A 19,065-nucleotide genomic window follows, 5' to 3' on the forward strand; every position below is an offset into this window, starting at 1 on the left:
TCAGCTTTTTACTTCTCTAAACTCACTAAATACCGTACGGCCAGATCGTAGCCCAACAGGCCCAGTCCAACGATAACTCCTTTGCATTTGGCCGATAAATAGCTGTGATGCCGGAATTCTTCGCGGGCGTGAACATTGGAAATATGCACTTCCACTGCCGGGGCCGGAACTGCCGATAGCGCATCGGCCAGCGCAATGGACGTATGCGTGTAGGCACCGGCATTGATCACAATTCCGTCGATGGTAAAACCCAGTTCGTGAATTTTATCGATGAGTTCGCCCTCGTGATTAGACTGAAAATACCGAATCTGGATGTCCGGAAACGCCTGCTCGATGGTTTCCAGATAATCGACAAAAGTGCGGCTACCGTAAATTTCCGGCTCGCGCTTACCGAGCAAATTGAGGTTAGGGCCGTTTAGAATGAGAATTTGTTTCATGAATGATAAAGTATGGTCGCCGGACGCCCCCTTACGAATTCCGGACCCCAGGCATTGCGTATCTCCGAATTAAACCGTAATTCGCAATCTGTAATCCGTAGGTGACACCGTGTGGCAAAGTTACATTAACGCTTTTAAAAACTACCTGAAACTGGAACGTTCGCTGGCCGAAAATTCCGTTGAAGCGTATCTCCATGATATCAGCAAGTTACGGGAGTTTTTGGAATTGTCCGGCTCACCGGTTTCGCCAATGCTGGTTACGGAGGACCTTATTTTCAGTTTTCTGGCCTACCTGACCGACCTGGGCTTATCGGCCCATTCGCAGGCCCGAATTCTGTCCGGCCTGAAAGCTTTTTACAAATTTCTGTTGCTGGAAAATGAGATTCAGATCGACCCCACGCAACTGATCGATGGTCCGAAACTAAGCCGAAAACTACCCGACACCCTCAGTTTTCCCGAAATTGAAGCCATTTTGAATGTGATTGATCTGTCGACTCCCGGTGGCACCCGCGACCGCGCCATGATCGAAATGCTATATAGTTCCGGTTTGCGGGTTTCCGAATTACTGGACCTGCGACTGACGAGCTGTTATTTTGAAGTCGGCTTTATCCGAATTACCGGAAAAGGCAATAAAATGCGCCTGGTGCCGATCGGGAAAGACGCAATCAAATACACAACGATTTACATCGATCACGTTCGGAGCCAGCTGGAGATCCAGAAAGGAGACGAGGATACGGTATTTTTAAACCTTCGCGGCAGTTCGCTCTCCCGCGTATCGGTTTTTAAGACGATCAAAAAGCTGGCCATCGAGGCCGGTATTCAAAAGGAAATCAGCCCGCATACATTCCGGCATTCGTTTGCTACCCATTTAATTGAAGGTGGAGCCGATTTGCGGGCGGTTCAGCAAATGCTTGGTCACGAATCGATTACGACAACGGAGATTTATACCCACCTCGACCGCGACTATTTAAAGCAGATCATTACCGACTTTCACCCCCGGTCGTAGCAAACAAAAGTACCCGCCATCAAAAATAGCGGGTACTAATCTCGTCGGTTAACCCTAACCCAAATCACATTAGCTTTTATGATTCGCCGGCCGTCTTTTCGCCGGAAAAATAATGTTCTGGTTGCTTGAACAGAACATTGAATGAGGTCATGCTTCCGTATATACGGGTGATGTATTGCTGCATATTGACTTTCTCTTCGTCATCAATCGAACTGGCATTGATCCGTTGTTCCAACACCCGCAACCGATCGCGCATCATCACAATTTTATGAAAAAAGGCATCGATCGGTAGTTCTTTAGACGCTAAATCCGTTCGTCCCGGTTTCAAAATCAGTTTGCCGCCTTTCCATTTATCGCCTAATGGCACGATTTCCGACACATCCGCCCACTTTTGCAGGATTCTGGAAAGTGATTGTTCAACATCGAATAAGCTGACCAGGTCCGTATCCGGTTCTACCAATTCGATGATCTCCAATGGCGTGGTCAGCTTTACTATTTTGACGCCAGTTTCAATAAAAGTCACAACATAGCCGTTCGATTTTACATTAATTACCACACCAATGCCAAATTCGGCGTGCCGCACCCGCGACCCGATTCCTAAAATTGTATCCATAAAAAGCAGTTTATCAATGTTTGTACACAAACCACATACCAAAAAAGTGAAGAGTTAAAAGTTAAGAGTGAAGAGTTGGCGGACGCACTCGTTTCAGCTTGCGTCCGCCAATTCTTAACTCCTAACTCTTGATTTTCAAAGGAATCAGGACTTTGCAAACGCAGGTGGATTTGGAGGTGACGGTGGTGGCTTCATCCAGAAGCTCAAAGCCGTCTTTGATGCTGGTCCAGAGCTCGTCGCTGTGTTTGTGGTTATTGATGGTAACAATCAGCAACCCGTTGGCTTTCAGATACGTTGCGTAGCGCTGCAGCGTTTTGAGGGGATGTTTACTATAATAGATCGACTCATTGAAAATGATCAGATCGAACTGACCGCCGGGTTCGTATTTATCCATGTCGGCCACCAGATACGTGCATTTTTCATCGGCCTGCGCCTGAGCCGCCTGAATAGCACTGTCCGAAATATCCAGCGCCACAAACCGACCATAGTTCTGAGTTTGCAGCCGCTGTTGCAAAAAACCGGCACCACACCCAATTTCCAGCAATTCGGGCTGACCGGGTTTGAGGTATTTTACATACCCGACAATCACACTGAATCGGGCCAGTTCATCGAGTCCTTTCAGCCCATCCCACAAGCCTTTATCATATTGATAATTCCAGCGGTCGCGATCGATACGAAGAATTTTACGTTTGAAAAATGAAGTAAGAGATTGCATACGGCTCGGTTGATTTGCAAAATAGGGCTTCAGGAGTTCGTTATCGACTGGTACTATCGTCAACAAACAGCGTGTCGGCTACGTCCAAAGCCGACGTATCGAGGCCCGTACCATCCGGCTCCATGGGCAGAGCCCGTTCAAGCTGACGTTTTTTATTCCAGGGTGCTGTCGTCCGTCGGCCCATGTCGATGGCCACAATGACAACAATGATGGTAAAGATTAAGGCTACCGTGAACAGGATACGCCGGTTTTTATTCATGATTCTTTCATTTTTTTAGGCGAAATCAGGTCGATCAAATGCCCCGTCCGCCCAGACACGGCCGCCCAGTCCAGATCTTCAAATTCAATAATGGCCACGGCTCCTTTACTCATTGAACCCACATCTGCATGGGTCAGGTATTCGGCGAAATAGGAAATGTCGGGATTATGACCGAAAAGCATCACCGACCCGCAATGTTGGTCTACGCCGTTAATAGCCGCAATATACGCCTTTGGGCCGCCATCAAACAATTTCGGCTCCAATACCATCTTTTCAGGGTCAATGTGCAGTTGTTCGGCCATTACTTTACCCGTGTCCCGAGCCCGGTTGGCCGTGCTGCTGATCAAAAAATCGGGTTTAATGCCTTGGTCTGCCAGATGACGACCGATCCGGGCGGCTGCCATAATGCCCTCCGGAACCAGTTCCCGGTCGTGGTCACGCTGGAAACTGGCCCGGTCTTCGGCTTTGGCGTGCCGGACGAGGTATAACGTTCTCTTCATGTGAGTAGGTTAAGTAAAGCAGTTTTTTCTCAAAACTAATAATTCTGACGAAAAGACAATCAGTCAACTCGCCGAGTCTGCGTATTGTTGCTCAGACGGCCCCTGAAAAATTCGTATCTTTGTAGTTGCCATACTAAAAGAATTAAAAGTGGTCCGCCAGCGGCCAAATACGAATGAGTACACTAGAAGAAATCAGCCGTCGCCGAACGTTTGCGATCATTAGTCACCCGGATGCCGGGAAAACGACATTGACCGAAAAACTGCTGCTCTTTGGGGGCGCCATCCAAACAGCCGGAGCCGTTAAATCGAATAAAATCAAGAAGTCGGCCACCTCGGACTTCATGGAAATTGAAAAGCAACGCGGTATTTCGGTGGCTACATCGGTGATGACTTTCGAGTATAAAAACCTCAAAATTAATATCCTCGACACCCCTGGTCACAAAGATTTTGCCGAAGATACCTACCGGACACTGACAGCTGTCGATAGCGTGATTCTCGTCATCGACTGCGTAAAAGGCGTGGAAGAGCAAACCGAACGGCTGATGGAAGTGTGCCGGATGCGCGACACACCGGTTATTATTTTCATCAACAAGCTCGACCGCGAAGGCCAGAATCCCTTCGATTTGCTGGATGAACTGGAGTCCAAGCTCAACATCCGCGTTCGCCCGCTCACCTGGCCCGTCAACATGGGGTCAGATTTCAAGGGCGTTTACAGCCTGTACGATAAAACGATGAATTTCTTCCGCGTCAATAAAACGAAAGTGGAAGAGGATATTCTTGAAATAGATATCAATACGCCGGTTCTGGAGCAGAAAGTGGGCGAACGTGACGCCGAACAACTGCGCGAAGATACTGAACTCATCGAAGGTGTTTATGATCCTTTCGACCGCCAGACGTATCTGGAGGGAAAAGTGGCTCCGGTATTTTTCGGATCGGCGGTCAACAATTTTGGCGTCAAGGAACTGCTGGATACGTTTTGCACAATTTCACCCGAACCGATTGCCCGCGCCACCGACAAGCGCGTTGTGTATCCGGACGAACCCAAGTTTACCGGCTTTGTCTTCAAGATTCACGCCAACCTCGACCCGCGCCACCGCGACCGGATTGCCTTTCTGCGCATTTGCTCGGGCGTTTTTGAACGGGGAAAGTTTTACCACCACACCCGGCTGGATAAAGATGTACGGTTTTCGAGCCCCTTCAGCTTCATGGCCGACAGCAAGAGCATTGTGGATGAGGGCTTTCCCGGCGATGTGGTGGGGCTGTATGATACCGGTTCGTTCAAAATTGGCGACACGCTGACTGAAGGCGAAGAGATGCGGTATGTCGGCATTCCGAGCTTTTCGCCGGAAATTTTCAAGGAACTGATCAATACCGATCCGATGAAATCCAAGCAGTTGGACAAAGGCATCCAGCAATTGACCGACGAAGGTGTGGCTCAGTTGTTTACGATGATGAGCGGCAATCGAAAAATTGTCGGCACGGTGGGTGAACTTCAGTTTGACGTCATTCAATACCGTCTCGAACACGAATATGGGGCCAAATGCCGCTGGACGACCATGCCAGTTTCCAAAGCCTGCTGGCTGACGTCGGATGACAAGAAGAAACTGGACGAATTTATCCGGCTGAAGGGTCTGGCCATTGCTTACGACAAAGACAGCAATCCGGTTTTCCTGGCTGAATCAGACTGGATTCTACGAATGAATATGCAAAATAATCCCGAGATCAAGTTTCACTTTACCTCGGAGTTTAAGACGGCGGTGGAGGCTTAAATCCAGCTGCGTTCCATTTTACTTTTGAATCATACCATGTTGCAAAATACGTCCGTTACCAAGCGGTTTCTTCGTTACGTCCAAATTGACACGCAATCCGATCCGCGCTCAACGACTAATCCGTCGACTGAAAAACAGAAAGATCTGGGCCGGGTTCTGGTCGAAGAACTGCACGAAATTGGAATCACCGACGCCGAACTGGATGAATTTGGATACGTTTATGCAACCATTCCGGCCAATACGGACAAGCCAAACGTGCCGGTTTTGTGCCTCTGCGCCCACATGGATACGTCGCCCGATGTGACGGGTGAAGGCGTAAAACCGCTGACCCACCACGGCTGGGACGGTGCCGACATCGTGCTCCCCGACGACCCTACGCAGGTCATTCGTCTGGCCGATCACCCGGATCTGCACGACCAGATCGGCAATGACATCATCACCGCCAGCGGAACCACGTTGCTCGGAGCCGACAACAAAGCGGGGGTAGCCGAAATCATGGCTGCCGCAGAGATCCTTGTTAATCAGCAGGTTATCAAACACGGGCGAATTCGCTTGCTGTTTACACCCGATGAGGAAGTGGGACGCGGAACGGAGAAAGTGGATATGAAAAAGCTCGGTGCCGATTTTGGGTATACCATCGACGGCGAAATGCGCGGTACGCTGGAAGATGAGACGTTTTCGGCCGATGCGGTTAAAATTGTGATCCAGGGGGTGAGTACCCATCCGGGTTTTGCAAAAGGCAAATTGGAAAATGCGCTAAAAATTGCCGCCGATCTGCTGGCCGCTTTGCCCAAAGATACCCTCTCTCCCGAAACGACGGAAGGTCACGAGGGCTTTATCCATCCGGGCCACCTGGAAGGCAATCAGGATCAGGCCATCGCGGAATTCATCATTCGCGATTTTAGCGTTGCCGGTTTGCACGAGAAAGAACGGCATCTTCAAAATATGCTAACTACCGTCCTGGAATCCTATCCTAATTCCAGCGCAACGTTTGAGGTCCGGGAGCAATACCGCAACATGAAAGAAGTGCTGGATCAACATCCGGCCGTTGTCGAAAATGCCCTCGAAGCCATCCGACGGAGTGAGCTGACGCCCGAACGCCGAAGCATCCGGGGGGGCACCGACGGTTCGCGGTTGTCGTTTATGGGCCTCCCCTGCCCCAATATTTTTGCGGGTGAACACGCCTTCCACTCGCGCCTGGAATGGGTTTCGGTTCAGGACATGGAAAAAGCCGTCGAAGTGATCGTCAACCTGTGCCAGGTTTGGGAAGAAAACGCGTAGCCCAATTGATCTAAAGTCAAAAAGCCTTTTGCAGGATAAAGAAATCCTGGCAAAAGGCTTTTTGATAAACAACTAGTTTTCAGGCAATTGTCTTCGTCACACCTCCATCGACCCGAATAGCGGCTCCGTTCGTCGCCGATGCCAGGGGGCTGGATAAATACGCTACCATACTGGCAATTTCCTGCGTCGTCGCAAACCGCTGAATAATGGAGGTTGGGCGGGCATTCTTGAAAAAATCCTTTTCCATTTCTTCCACGGAAACCTGGTTCATCGTCGCCATATTTCCGATAAAATCACCGACGCCTTCCGAAAAGGTGGGACCGGGCAAAATGGAATTGACGGTCACATTGGTCCCTTTCGTAAGTTCAGCCAATCCCCGCGAAATGGCCAGTTGAGCGGTTTTCGTCGTTCCGTAATGAATCATTTCCGTCGGGATTTGCAGGGCAGACTCGCTGGATATGAAGATGATCCGCCCCCAGTTTTTCGCCAGCATTTTCGGGAAATAATGGCGGGAAAGCCGGACGCCACTCAGTACGTTGACTTCGAAAAACCGCATCCAGTCCTCATCGGGTATGTCTGCAAAATTTTTTGGCTCGAAAATACCGATGTTATTGATCAAAATATCCACTTCGGGCAACTCCGCCAGCAGGTGGTTAACGTCATCGACCTTGCTAAAATCGGCGGCAATTCCCCGAAACCGGGTGCCGGGCCATTCATCCGATAATTTCTGAACCAGCGCATCGACGCGTTCCTGGCTCCGCCCGTTAAGAATCACGTCCACGCCTTCCTGTGCCAGCGTTCGGGCCACTGCCAAACCAATTCCGGCCGTTGAGCCGGTCACTAAAGCGGTTTTTCCGCGCAATTGTAAATCCATACCCGTGTTGTTTTTAAGAATACCGTTCCGTGATGGTTCTGGCCCGCTCCCGCGTTTCAGCAATCAACGGATGAACCGGTTTGGCAAGTGCTTCCACCACGTCCGAAACCGTATCCTTGAACAACAAATTAAGCGGTAATTCGTGCCGGTCCTGACCGGTTTTTAACACCACAACCGGTCGGCTTTGTCCCTGAGCTGCCCGCTGCCCATACCAGGTTTTGGCTTCCTGCCAGGTGGCCTCAACGGATTCGGCGGTTGTATCCAGCACAAACTCCTCCGAAGGCAGGTGCAGGTTTTTCCGATCAGCCATCCGAACATCCAGATCGGCCAGTTGCTGGCGCAAGCGGACGGTATCCTTGCCCGTACGAATGCGTTCACGCAGCGACTGACGGATAAAATACGTAATGGCTTGCGTCACATTCAGTCCAATTTCGGCCATTTGCTTGAAAATGAGCGAGGTCGGTGACATCCCGGGAATGGTGTTCGGATCGTGGAGCAGCACACGACCCGGCTCATCGGTTTGATCGGGCGTTAAAAAACCGTCGATCCGGGCGCAGACATTCATTCCCAGGCGGGTGAAAACGTCGGCGACGTTCAACTGAATTTCGCGATTGTGTTCCAGGCTGGTCTCGACCGGAATCCGCTTTTTCGTTGTGCTGGACTGGTATTTCGATTTGAAATCGAAACTCGTAACATTGTAGATTTCAGTGGGTGGCAGCGCAACAGCCACGCCGTCGTCATCCTGAAGAACGCCACACGAAAACTCCTGTCCGCTGATGAATTCTTCAAAAAGCAGCTCATCTTCGGAATTCGCCGACGCAATCACCAGCGTTTGATTGCCCGATGCGGCCCAGGAATCCGCTTTTTCGAGCAAATCCTTCGGATGATAAACGAATTCACCGGTTTCCTCCAGTACGATGGGAAATCCGATACCCGAATCCAGTTCGGTAATGTCCTGAACAAAACTTAGTTTACTAGCTTCCGAAAGCTGATTCCAGGCTTGCAAATCGATTTCCTGCCGGAAAAAGCATTGGTCGACGGCTTTAATGAATGTACTCAGGTCATTCTCCCGAACGATAACCACGCCGATGGAGGAGCCCTGGTGCGGAGCTTTTACGACGATGGGCAAACCTAACAGGCTTTGCAAGGATTCGAATAAACCGGCTTTGTCGGATTGGTCCCAGGCACTGCGGCTAACGACCGACATTTTTTTCTGTTGCCCATTGATTAGTTGAATCAACTCGTTTTGCAGAATTTTATTGATACCCACTGCCGAACCCATTAAACCGGGTCCGGTATACGGTATTTTATACCATTCGAGCAGGCCCTGAATACCGCCGTCTTCACAGTCGGGGCCATGCATGGCCAGAAAGGCCAGATCGAAATGCTGGGTAAACGCCTGCGGTTGAATGCGCTGACCAATCAGACTGATTTGTCGTTCCAGTTCTTCTGCGGACAAGCCGGCTAACGATTCGATGTAAACGCTGAAGCGGCTATCGGATTGCTGCGGATAAAACGCCCGGATCGATCCCTTGCTCAGAAACTCTTCCCGAATCAAAATGAAATTGCCAAGACCATCTACAAACACCATGACGGGTTGAAACAATCCTTTGTCAATGTGGGTCAGGGCCGTACGGCCACCGGCAAATGAGACTTCCCGTTCACGTGACGGGCCACCGAAGAAGATTCCTATTTTCATTTTATGTAACCACGGACCGCACGGGCGGCCCCGTTTAGTCCATGAGCGGATTAGAATGCCGATGTAAAGTATCAGTTTATACAAAAACACGGATGTTAGTCCGTGGGTACGTGGTCGCAAAATAACAAAAAAGCCGCTTTTCTATCAGAAAAGCGGCTAAACTCTTAACGAGTATCAGAATCTTGAATTTTCAACTATTAAAATGCCGGCGTTAAATTGATCGCTTCAACCCGTGAAACTTCCGGGACGGCTTTCAGAATTGCTTCTTCCAGACCGGCTTTGAAGGTCATGGTTGACATTGGACAGGAGCCACAGGCACCGACCAGTTCCAACCGGACTACTTTATCGCTGGTTACTTCCAGCACTTTCACATTGCCACCATCTGCTTCCAGATAAGGCCGGATGCTATTCAGCGCCTTTTCGATACGATCTACTAATATTTCGTTATCCAGTACAGTTTCCATTCTAACAGTAAACAAAAGGTGGTCAATGACTAGGGTAAAAATACGTTTTTTCCCTCTTAAATCCAATAGCTACGTCCTATTGACGAACAATTTCGACGGGCCGGGTTTTATCGAGTGTCGCGTTGCGAACCGATATCTGCTGAGCGAGTGCTTCGGCGGCTGACCGGAAGGCTCCAGAGGTGATGGGGTCGTTTTCCGTGACGACGGGCTTGCCCTCATCGCCTGCTTCCCGAATGCTCTGCACCAGCGGTACCTGCCCCAACAGCGGCACATCAAATTTGTCGGCCAGCAGTTGGCCACCGCCTTTACCGAAAATATAGTATTTAGCATCAGGCAGTTCAGCCGGAGTAAAATAGGCCATATTTTCGATTACACCCAAAACCGGTACGTTAATTTGGGGCTGCCGGAACATCGCCAGTCCCTTCGTCGCATCGGCCAGGGCCACTTTTTGCGGTGTCGTTACAATCACGGCTCCGGTTACGGGTACGGTCTGCACCAGTGTCAGGTGAATATCGCTCGTGCCCGGTGGCAGGTCGATCAGCAGGTAATCGAGTTCGCCCCAGTTGGTGTCCGCAAAAAATTGCTTCAATGCCTGACTCGCCATTGGCCCGCGCCAAACAACGGCATTATCTTTCGGCGTCAGAAAACCGATCGACATCAGTTTAACGCCAAATTGCTGGATCGGTTGCAGCATATTCCTGCCGTTCACCTGCCCCACCGCCGGTTGCAGATCTTCCGCTCCAAACATAACCGGGATGGAAGGCCCGAAAATATCGGCATCGATGATTCCGACTTTCGCACCGGATTTATACAACGCCACCGCCAGGTTCGCCGTGACGGTCGATTTGCCGACACCGCCTTTCCCGGAAGCAATCGCAATGATGTTTTTCACACCCGGCAACACTGGCGCATTGAAACGGGTTGAGCTGACATCAGCCGTCAGGTTTACCAGAACCTCAATATCCGGGCCGATGTAAGTATGAATCGCATCGATACACCGTTTCCGGATCAGTTCTTTCAACGGGCAGGCCGGGGTGGTGAGCACCACCGTAAACCGAACCTGATCAATTCCCAGTTCAATGTCTTTCACCATGTTGAGCGTAACCAAATCACGCTTCAAATCCGGTTCTTCGACATGCCCAAGGGCGTTTAAAACACTTTCTTTGGTAAGTTTATACGTTGACATAAATACAAGTCTGTTGGGTGAACAGCGAATCAGGCGGCCTGGTTCGCACCGGGGTCAATCGTTTTGAAGGCACGCAGCCGACGTTCTACTTCTTTTTTCTCCTGCGTAACATCTGCTTTTTTAGAAACGGCCTCCAACTGCTTCAGCAAATTCTCCAGAAACCGCCGGTGCGACTCGGTTCCTTCGTGAAAAGGCCGGTGTTCCAGCGCTTTCCGCAAATTTTGCCATTCAGTGATAAAGCTGCGAAGTTCGTCATCAAATGCGCTTTCGGCAAACTTTTGGAAAATATAGGTTTCGGCGATGGCATTGGGATGAATCAGATCGGCTTCGTAAAAACGATAATCGCGCAAATCGTCCATCATAAGTTCGTAAGCCGGAAAATAATGCACCTGATCGTTCCAGACATTCAATTCGTGGCTTACCGCCCGCAGAATGGCTTTGCTGGCCTGATTCAGCGGCAGCGAATCCTTGGTATGGCGCACCGGACTAACCGTCAACAACACGCGCAGAGCCGGGTTGACCCGCTTCATTTTTTTTAGCAGATCGGTCAGCGTCTGCTGAACGTGTTCGTAAGCATACAGATACTTTTCAAACAGAAAACCGGGCATTTTCTGGCAGTTGGCTACCACCTTCCCGGTTTCGAGATGCCGGTAAACCATGGCAGTTCCCAGGGTGAGAACGAGCCAGTCGGCTTTTCTGAGCGCGTCACCGGTCTGGGTCAGGCATTCCGTCAGACGGCCGTGGAGTTCGTCACGCGTGCGGCCCCACAGGGAGGAATGGAAATCGTAATGAAACCACAATCCGTCGCGTTCGACGTACAGATCCGGGTCCGGTTCTGCTTGCTGAACGGCCGCCAGAATCAGCTTGGCGATGGATACGGGGTTGAACAACGTACCGAACGGATTGCTCAGTATATCCATTTTGTTATCGGTTAACTGGCGTCCCAGCACTTCGGCGAAGCACGAGCCAATGGTCACCATCCGGGCGTCGGGCCGGATCAAAGCCGGTAGTTTTTCCGGCGATAGTTCAGTACGAAAGTCCATACTTTACTAACAAAAAAGCGGTTCGAAAAGCTCCGAACCGCCTAAAATAATTTACACATTAACGTGCTGATTATCACTATTATTCAGCCGCAACAACGTCAAATTTGATCGTTTGTTTGACGTCTTTATGCAGGTTGACAATGGCATTGTAAGAACCCAGCACTTTGGCTTCGTCGATGGTAATTTTCTTCCGGTCGATGTCGAATCCTTTTTCTTTCAGGGCATCCGCCACCTGGGTGTTGGTCACCCGACCGAAGATTTTACCGCTTTCTCCGGCTTTGGCCAGGATGGTCAGCGACAGTTGACCGATGGCTTCGGCAATGGCCAGCGCATCGTTCTTGGTTTTTTCGGCTTTGTGGGCTGCCTGCCGAATATTTTCGGCCACCACTTTTTTGTTTGATTCCGTGGCCATCACGGCATACCCTTGCGGAATCAGGTAATTACGGCCATAGCCGGGTTTTACGACCACCATGTCGTTCTTAAAACCCAGTCCGGCGATGTCGGTTTTCAGTATGATTTGCATGATTTGAATGAGTTTTCCGTTTATGGTACGCGATTTTCAGTAAACGGTTTTTGGTTTTCAGACAAACTGATCGCCGTAAACTGTATACCGTAAACCGAACACCCTAAACTTATTTCAGTGAATCGCCTACGTAAGGTAATAAGGCCAGATGGCGCGCACGTTTGACCGCCTGCCCAACTTTACGCTGGAATTTCAGGCTCGTACCGGTGATTCGCCGGGGCAGAATTTTGCCCTGCTCGTTCAACAGTTTCAGGAGAAAATTAGGATCCTTGTAATCAATGTATTTGATACCGGACTTCTTGAAACGGCAATATTTCTTGCGATTTTCGTTTTTGCTAACGGGTTCGTTCTGCAGACTCATGATTATTTGGCCTCCTCTCCTGCTTTTTCGGTTTGTTGTTTACTCTTACCAAGTTGTCCTTTCCGACGACGCTCATTGTAAGCAATCGCGTGCTTATCCAGAACCGTCGTCAGGTTGCGAATAATACGCTCATCGCGACGGAACTCGATATCCAGTGCTTCGGGAACCTTCGTCTCAGCCGAAAACTCAAACAGGAAATAGTACCCTGTATTTTTGTGTTGGATCGGGTAAGCGAGTTTCCGCAGACCCATACTCTCTTCGTTTACAATTTCCGCACCGTTATCGGTTAAAATTTTGCGGAACTTGTCGACAGTGTCCTTTATCTGGGTTTCAGATAAAACGGGAGTTAAAATGAACACCGTCTCATAGTTCTTGGTGAACTGCATGACAATTGTGTTAAATGGATAATGATTTCAAAATGAGGACGCAAAGGTACGAACAATGCCGGAAAAGTGAAAGGGAAGAAAGGATTTTTTGTCTCCTTTTCCGGCTCGTTGCCTTATTTTACGGTAAACTCGCCCTGACCGATCTTAAACCCTTCCGAATACAGCTCAATCTGGTGCGTCCCTTCCTTGAATGGAATGCTGCCGCGACCGTAAATAAAGGCGACTTGTTGCCCGGTATTGTCGTACGTAACGGTTTGCCTGGCCGTATATACCATCTCCTGACCACTGAAAATGAATTGTCCGGAACCCGTTGCCATATCCGAGATAACCGACCCGCTCGGGTCCAGAATTCGCAAATAAATCTCCTTCTCGTTTTGTTCTGCCAGCGGATTGGTGGATAACCGAAAGCTGATTTTTATTTTTTCGATTCGACGGGCCCGGTATTCGCCCCCGTCACTTTCTTTTCCGCGTCGGTTTATAGCGTTCACAACCAGATTTTCCGCCTTAAGTGCCGAAGCCAGGGTCACTTTTTCGGCCAGTTCCCGGTTTTTTTCCGAGTAATTATTCACCGTATCGTTCAGGGCCTGCCGTTCGTTTTTAAGGCTGGCGTTTTCCTGGGTAAGTGTTTGATTCTGCGAGGTCAGAATGCTGTTTTCTTCTTTTAGCCGACCGATTTCCTTGTCTTTTTCGTCCAGTATGGCCAGGTAATCCTTGATTTTTACACTGTATCTTTTGATGTCAAAAGCGGCCACATTTCTCAGATTTCGCTTATCGGCTTCCAGTCGCTCTTTCACCTTCAGCAGCGAATCGACGCGCCCTCCCAACGACTGAATTTCGGCAATTTTCGCGTCCAGCTGGGTTGAAATGGAATCCAGCCGCGTTTTGGTCGCCAGCATATCCTGCGTTTTGTCGGTCAGGGTGGTCTGCTGTGATTTATTGGTTTGTCTTTCCTGATAATAAAAATAGAGTAGTAACAAATTCAAGGCGGCCAAAATCCCTAAAGCCACTAATAAGTAATTTTTACGGTTATTACGTCGGTCCTGGTTATACGACTCCATGGATAGTATTCCTTAATTTGATTCGTGTTATTTGACGTAAAGTAAGAGTTTCCCGTACTTATTTCAATGAAACCGGGTATTATTCTTTACTATTTTCCAGCCATTGGGAGCTTGATCGGATTCCCCGGAGATTTAATTTACATAGTTTATCTTTGGGACTAAATTGAGTAACAACAGAATGACAATTGCCGCCAGCATCCAACAGATTGAAGGCCAGTTACCGGCCCAAACCAAACTTATTGCCGTTACGAAAACCAAGCCTGTCGCGCTGCTTCAGGAAGCCTACGACGCGGGTTGCCGCCGGTTTGGCGAGAACAAGGTGCAGGAAATGGTCGATAAACAGCCCCAGCTGCCGCCCGATGTCGAATGGCACCTGATTGGTCATTTACAGACCAACAAGGTAAAATACATGGCGTCGTTTGTCAGTCTGATCCATTCGGTCGATAGCCTGAAAGTGCTTCAGGAAATCAACAAACAGGCCGCCCGCCACGACCGCGTCATCGACTGCCTGCTCCAGATTCACATTGCGCAGGAAGAAACCAAGTTCGGATTTGACGAATCGGAAGCCGAAACGCTGCTCCAGTCTGGTCACCTGGATCAACTTCCGAACATCCGTATTCTGGGTCTGATGGGGATGGCGAGCAATACCGACGACGAAGCGAAAATCCGGCAGGAGTTCCGGGGACTCAAGCAACTCTATGACCGGCTAAGCGGTATGCAACGCGCCAATGTGGCTTTTCAGGAACTATCGATGGGCATGAGCAGCGATTATTTGATCGCAATTGAAGAAGGCAGTACGATGGTACGGGTTGGAAGTGCGATATTTGGAACACGAAACTGACAAACACCGCTGCCATGCATAAATTTTTTTTACAATCCGGGGCCATTCTGGGTTTTCTGGGCGTCGCTCTGGGCGCTTTCGGGGCTCACGCCCTTCGGGCCATGCTTGAACTATCCAAGCGGGGAGACACGTTCGAAACCGCCGTAAAATACCAGTTCTACCACGCCCTGGCTTTGGTAGCAATCGGCATTTTGCTCCAGTTACCGGCGACGTCGGCGGCTTCGGCAAACTATTATACCTGGGCAGGCTACGCTTCGCTGTTCGGCGTTATTATCTTCAGTGGCTCACTCTATGCCATCTGTTTTACCGGTATTACCAAATTCGGCGCCATTGCTCCCATCGGCGGGCTGCTGATGCTGGCAGGTTGGGCGTTGTTGCTGATCGGGAGTTTGAAAAGTTAAGTGCCTATGAAAAAACATCACGTCCTTACGAGTTTGGCAATGCTGGCAGCCGGATGGTTCACTTTGTCGGCCTTGTCGCCGGCTTCGTCTTCCCGCCAGACCAAAATTCCGGCAGTCGCCGACTCATTGAAACAGGATCCCGCTACCGGATTAGTCGTCGATGAGCGGCTCAATCTGGTGGTTGCCCAATGCACGGCCTGCCATTCGAGTAAACTGATTCTGCAAAACCGGTTCACGCGGGATGGCTGGAAGGAAAAAATCCGTTGGATGCAACGTACCCAGAAACTCTGGGACCTGGGAGAAACCGAGCCCGTGGTGCTGGATTATCTGGTGAAGTATTATGGCCCGGAACAAAAAACGTTCGATGGTCGGCGAAAACCGCTCCCGACGGTGCAGTGGTATAAATTGTAAGCACAAGAAATGAAAAAAAACGCTTACCACTATCTTTTTGGGCAAGATACGCTGTATCAGGCCGATGAACCGGAGCCGGTTCATCGGGAGCCGGTTCTGCCCGGCCCACCGGTTAGTCAACCCGAAATCACGGTCGATCAAGTGGAGGTTGAACCGGAAATCGAACCGGTAAGACCGGAAGTAATGCAGCCAGTTGCGATAATTCAGCCGGTTGCGGTAGTTGAGCCCGTACTACCGCTTGTGGCTTCGGCCGAACCGGAAACCGTACCCTCTCCGGTCCCGATCATTGAGTCGAATACCCCCGGCCCACTGCCCCAAAAACCTAAAGTCCTTATTCTGATTGACGAAGAGTTAACGCCCGGCGAGTTGATTTTTCTGGAAAACATTCTAAAAGCCATTCATCTGAATCTCAACGAGATCGACATTTTGAATCTGGCCGGATCAGGACTAGTGGATTTCCACGCGGTTCTGGAAAACAAAACGCTTCACCATTTCATCTCCTTCGGCGTTCCCTTCAAAACCATTCACCTGAACATTCAGATGGACCGTTACCAACCCATCCGGATTTTCGGTATCACCTTTTTGCTGGCCGACCCGCTTTCGGCCATTGAAGCCGACTCGAAACTGAAACGTAAATTGTGGGAAGTGCTGAAAAAAGTATTTTTGGATTAATCCTAAAAATGACTTTTATTTAGATGGCAGTCCCGAATCCCGCTGTTTCGGGCCATACCCTTGTACTTTTCCCGTATATTTTTTACTTAACAGATGGTCGAATCCTCTACAGATTCCACGCCGGTGCATTCCGACGAGTCGACGGGCCAGCCCGGTTTGCGGAAAGTGATTACGACCGCGCAGTTGTGGTCGATTGCTGTGGGTATGGTGATTTCCGGCGAGTATTTTGGCTGGAATTACGGCTGGGCCGTGGCCGGCACCATCGGTTTTCTGGTGGCAACCTTGCTGGTTACGGTCATGTATCTGGCCTTTATATTCAGTTATACCGAACTCACCGCGTCCATTCCCGACGCGGGCGGGCCGTTTACCTACGCCAACCGTGCGTTCGGCTCAACGGCGGCTTTTATTGCCGGTTTTGCCACGCTCGTCGACTTTCTGATGGCTCCACCGGCCATTGCCGCTGCGCTCGGTGCTTATGCCAACTTCCTGAATCCGGCGCTGCCCGTCCTGGGCGTGGCGATGGTCACCTACATCGTTTTCATCACCATCAATATTCTGGGCATCAAGGAATCGGCCAATTTTTCGATGATCATCACCGTTCTGGCGGTGGTCGAATTGCTGATTTTCATGGCCCTGGTTGCGCCCTCTTACCAAACCAAAAACCTGGTTGCTAACAACGAATCGTTTGGAGCGGGCGGGGTTTTTGCCGCGCTTCCGTTCGCCATCTGGTTTTATCTGGCCATCGAAGGTGTGGCGATGGTGGCCGAGGAAGTAAAAAATCCGAAGAAAACAATTCCGCGGGGCTATCTGCTCAGTATCGGAACGCTGGTTTTTCTGGCACTCGGTACCATGATCCTCACCGCCGGTGTGGGCGACTGGCGGCTTTTGAGCAAAATCGATTATCCATTGCCCGAAACGCTGGCGATGGTGCTGGGTCGCCACAGTCCCTGGTCAAAAGTTTTCGCCAGTCTGGGTTTATTCGGGCTAATTGCCTCCTTTCACTGCAACACCATCGGCTATTCCCGGCAGATTTTCGCCCTCGCCCGCAGCGGTTACCTGCCCGGTTTTCTGGCTACGGTCAATCGCCGTTTCCAAACTCCGCACTGGGCACTCATTGGGGGCGGTGTAGTCGGATTTATTGCCCTGTTTTCCGGCACAACCGGCGATATCATCATTCTCTCGGCGCTCGGTGCCGTTGTCATGTACATCAGCAGCATGGTCAGTCTGTTTAAATTACGCCAGAAAGAACCGGCGCTGGAACGCCCTTTCATGGCTCCGCTCTATCCGTATGTTCCGGCTATTGCGCTCATTTTGTCCTGCATCTGTCTGGTGGCCATCATCTATTACAACGTTTGGCTGAGTATCCTTTTTGCGGGTTTGCTGGCGGTTTCATTGCTGCTGTTTCGAATCATTGGCATCCGTTTGCCCGATTCCCCACCCACCCGTTAGCAAAAAGTCCCGAACCTTTCAGAAAAACCGGTTGTTAAACAATATTATTCGGCCAGACCGGTTTTTATACAGCACGCAGGCAGGTAGTTAACGTTCCGCTATGACGTTTGAAGAGCAGCTAAACAACCATACGACTTTACCGGATTTCGCCACGTATTCTTCCGAACCGCTACCGGATTGGCTGGAAGACGATGATCTGCTCCGCGACGAAGCTGCTCTCCTGGGTTTATCCGATGCGCGGCTGGACGAAAAAACAACGCTGATCAGGCTGTATTTTAAACGGCAAACGGCTTTTCTTGAACGCGAACGGGAGCAGGTTGGCGAAAAAATCGGCGAACTGAATTTACTGATTGAGCAGAAAGCAAACCGGGTTGATGAATTAAAACAAAAAATCGCCCGCCTTGAAACAACCAAACCGGCCGGCGAACCCCAGTTTCTGCGAACCGGTAGTGGCTTGCTGGCGTTCCTGATTCTGCTCATCGGCACCTATTTTCTGATCGCTGAAACCCTAAAACCGCATTTTCAGGAAAGCCGGTTTATTGCCATCGGCGTGTTACTAGCCGGCGTTTTTGGACGTTATGACCGAACGACTGTTGCCAGCGAAGCCGCTGTAAACGTCACGATCCGGCGGCTACTGGCCGAAACCGGTTTGCCATTGGCGGCTTCATTTTTTGTGAGTATGCAGGCCCTCGAAACGCAATCTGCTTTGAAAACCGCCGGCCTTTTTCTCTTTATGTTCTTTCTGTTTGTAGCCGCAGGCAAATCCATTCCCAGCCTGCTGACGGCTTTACAAAACGATTTTCGGTATTGGCAGCAGGGAAAAAAGCTCGAAAAAGAGCGAATCCCGAAAACAGAAGCGTGGGAAAATGAGATTAATGGAGTAACCATCAGCCTTGACGCCCTCCGGGTTCAGAAGTGGCAACTGTTGCCGCAGCTGAACCGGGCCGACGCAGAATGGCACCGCATCAACACCCGGCGGGATGTGTTGATCCAATTGTTTGAAAACGAATTTAACCTGGCCCGCAGCCTTCGCGACCGGCTTTCGGAGCGCCAGAAACGGGCCATTGTGGCGAGTTAACGAGTTGTCGGCATCCAGTGTGCCCCAAACTCTTAAACT

The 19,065-nt window shown here is 50.2% G+C and carries 23 protein-coding genes; 9 read left to right on the forward strand and 14 right to left on the reverse strand.

Annotated features, from left to right (window positions below):
* Positions 1 to 8 precede the first annotated feature (8 nt).
* Positions 9 to 437 carry a type II 3-dehydroquinate dehydratase gene (gene aroQ / locus EHT87_RS15760; RefSeq protein ID WP_124907613.1) on the reverse strand — a complete coding sequence of 143 codons (429 nt, stop codon included), beginning with the start codon at positions 435 to 437 and terminating at the stop codon, positions 9 to 11.
* Positions 438 to 546: 109 nt separating this feature from the next.
* Here aroQ and xerD point away from each other — a divergent pair, with 109 nt between their 5' ends.
* Positions 547 to 1,443 carry a site-specific tyrosine recombinase XerD gene (gene xerD, locus EHT87_RS15765; protein ID WP_124907614.1) on the forward strand — a complete coding sequence of 299 codons (897 nt, stop codon included), beginning with the start codon at positions 547 to 549 and terminating at the stop codon, positions 1,441 to 1,443.
* Between the two features lie 76 nt (positions 1,444 to 1,519).
* On the opposite strand, the gene EHT87_RS15770 is transcribed toward xerD, so the two are convergent.
* The 4 genes from EHT87_RS15770 to EHT87_RS15785 form a co-directional block, all read right to left on the reverse strand.
* Entirely contained in the window at positions 1,520 to 2,056 is a 537-nt protein-coding gene (locus EHT87_RS15770; RefSeq protein WP_124907615.1) for a DUF8685 domain-containing protein, read from the reverse strand.
* 121 nt (positions 2,057 to 2,177) lie between these two features.
* A complete protein-coding gene (locus tag EHT87_RS15775; RefSeq protein ID WP_124907616.1) occupies positions 2,178 to 2,771 on the reverse strand; it encodes a class I SAM-dependent methyltransferase in 594 nt (197 codons plus the stop codon).
* A 40-nt stretch (positions 2,772 to 2,811) separates the two neighbouring features.
* Positions 2,812 to 3,030: a hypothetical protein gene (locus EHT87_RS15780; protein WP_124907617.1), complete on the reverse strand. Its 219-nt coding sequence runs from the start codon at positions 3,028 to 3,030 to the stop codon at positions 2,812 to 2,814.
* Positions 3,027 to 3,530 carry a SixA phosphatase family protein gene (locus EHT87_RS15785; protein WP_124907618.1) on the reverse strand — a complete coding sequence of 168 codons (504 nt, stop codon included), beginning with the start codon at positions 3,528 to 3,530 and terminating at the stop codon, positions 3,027 to 3,029. Before EHT87_RS15785 ends, EHT87_RS15780 begins: the two co-directional genes overlap by 4 nt.
* Positions 3,531 to 3,703: 173 nt before the next feature.
* Between EHT87_RS15785 and EHT87_RS15790 the strand changes: the two genes are divergently transcribed.
* Positions 3,704 to 5,299: a peptide chain release factor 3 gene (locus tag EHT87_RS15790; protein ID WP_124907619.1), complete on the forward strand. Its 1,596-nt coding sequence runs from the start codon at positions 3,704 to 3,706 to the stop codon at positions 5,297 to 5,299.
* A 36-nt stretch (positions 5,300 to 5,335) separates the two neighbouring features.
* On the forward strand, positions 5,336 to 6,580 hold the full coding sequence (gene pepT, locus EHT87_RS15795) for a peptidase T (RefSeq protein WP_124907620.1): 1,245 nt from the start codon (positions 5,336 to 5,338) through the stop codon (positions 6,578 to 6,580).
* Between the two features lie 79 nt (positions 6,581 to 6,659).
* On the opposite strand, the gene EHT87_RS15800 is transcribed toward pepT, so the two are convergent.
* From EHT87_RS15800 to EHT87_RS15840, 9 genes are all read right to left on the reverse strand, one after another.
* Positions 6,660 to 7,454: an SDR family NAD(P)-dependent oxidoreductase gene (locus EHT87_RS15800; protein WP_124907621.1), complete on the reverse strand. Its 795-nt coding sequence runs from the start codon at positions 7,452 to 7,454 to the stop codon at positions 6,660 to 6,662.
* Positions 7,455 to 7,467: 13 nt separating this feature from the next.
* On the reverse strand, positions 7,468 to 9,153 hold the full coding sequence (locus EHT87_RS15805) for a D-alanine--D-alanine ligase family protein (RefSeq protein ID WP_124907622.1): 1,686 nt from the start codon (positions 9,151 to 9,153) through the stop codon (positions 7,468 to 7,470).
* 197 nt (positions 9,154 to 9,350) lie between these two features.
* Entirely contained in the window at positions 9,351 to 9,617 is a 267-nt protein-coding gene (locus EHT87_RS15810; protein WP_124907623.1) for a NifU family protein, read from the reverse strand.
* A gap of 76 nt (positions 9,618 to 9,693) precedes the next feature.
* Complete coding sequence (locus EHT87_RS15815) at positions 9,694 to 10,803, reverse strand: Mrp/NBP35 family ATP-binding protein (protein ID WP_124907624.1); 1,110 nt, start codon at positions 10,801 to 10,803, stop codon at positions 9,694 to 9,696.
* A 29-nt stretch (positions 10,804 to 10,832) separates the two neighbouring features.
* Positions 10,833 to 11,846, reverse strand: coding sequence for a GSCFA domain-containing protein (locus EHT87_RS15820; protein WP_124907625.1), 1,014 nt, complete (start codon positions 11,844 to 11,846; stop codon positions 10,833 to 10,835).
* A 79-nt stretch (positions 11,847 to 11,925) separates the two neighbouring features.
* Complete coding sequence (gene rplI, locus EHT87_RS15825; protein WP_124907626.1) at positions 11,926 to 12,369, reverse strand: 50S ribosomal protein L9; 444 nt, start codon at positions 12,367 to 12,369, stop codon at positions 11,926 to 11,928.
* Positions 12,370 to 12,478: 109 nt separating this feature from the next.
* Positions 12,479 to 12,730 carry a 30S ribosomal protein S18 gene (gene rpsR / locus EHT87_RS15830; RefSeq protein ID WP_111629733.1) on the reverse strand — a complete coding sequence of 84 codons (252 nt, stop codon included), beginning with the start codon at positions 12,728 to 12,730 and terminating at the stop codon, positions 12,479 to 12,481.
* Positions 12,731 to 12,732: 2 nt separating this feature from the next.
* On the reverse strand, positions 12,733 to 13,116 hold the full coding sequence (rpsF, locus tag EHT87_RS15835; protein ID WP_124907627.1) for a 30S ribosomal protein S6: 384 nt from the start codon (positions 13,114 to 13,116) through the stop codon (positions 12,733 to 12,735).
* A 113-nt stretch (positions 13,117 to 13,229) separates the two neighbouring features.
* Positions 13,230 to 14,174 (reverse strand): DUF8428 domain-containing protein, encoded by a 945-nt coding sequence (locus EHT87_RS15840; protein WP_124907628.1) that lies wholly within the window; start codon positions 14,172 to 14,174, stop codon positions 13,230 to 13,232.
* Between the two features lie 178 nt (positions 14,175 to 14,352).
* On the opposite strand from EHT87_RS15840, the gene EHT87_RS15845 reads away from it, so the two are divergent.
* The 6 genes from EHT87_RS15845 (at position 14,353) to EHT87_RS15870 (ending at position 19,026) form a co-directional block, all read left to right on the forward strand.
* The gene (locus EHT87_RS15845; RefSeq protein WP_124907629.1) at positions 14,353 to 15,015 is read left to right on the forward strand and encodes a YggS family pyridoxal phosphate-dependent enzyme; all 663 of its coding nucleotides are present in this window, start codon (positions 14,353 to 14,355) and stop codon (positions 15,013 to 15,015) included.
* Positions 15,016 to 15,029: 14 nt separating this feature from the next.
* Entirely contained in the window at positions 15,030 to 15,416 is a 387-nt protein-coding gene (locus tag EHT87_RS15850; protein WP_124907630.1) for a DUF423 domain-containing protein, read from the forward strand.
* A gap of 6 nt (positions 15,417 to 15,422) precedes the next feature.
* On the forward strand, positions 15,423 to 15,827 hold the full coding sequence (locus EHT87_RS15855) for a hypothetical protein (RefSeq protein ID WP_124907631.1): 405 nt from the start codon (positions 15,423 to 15,425) through the stop codon (positions 15,825 to 15,827).
* A 9-nt stretch (positions 15,828 to 15,836) separates the two neighbouring features.
* Positions 15,837 to 16,499, forward strand: a complete 663-nt coding sequence (locus tag EHT87_RS15860; RefSeq protein ID WP_124907632.1) for a hypothetical protein — start codon at positions 15,837 to 15,839, stop codon at positions 16,497 to 16,499.
* Positions 16,500 to 16,592: 93 nt separating this feature from the next.
* Positions 16,593 to 17,948, forward strand: a complete 1,356-nt coding sequence (gene eat / locus EHT87_RS15865) for an ethanolamine permease (RefSeq protein WP_124907633.1) — start codon at positions 16,593 to 16,595, stop codon at positions 17,946 to 17,948.
* Positions 17,949 to 18,048: 100 nt separating this feature from the next.
* Entirely contained in the window at positions 18,049 to 19,026 is a 978-nt protein-coding gene (locus EHT87_RS15870; protein WP_124907634.1) for a hypothetical protein, read from the forward strand.
* The last annotated feature ends 39 nt before the right edge of the window (positions 19,027 to 19,065 follow it).

The organism is Larkinella knui, from assembly GCF_003858645.1.
Lineage (GTDB): Bacteria > Bacteroidota > Bacteroidia > Cytophagales > Spirosomataceae > Larkinella > Larkinella knui.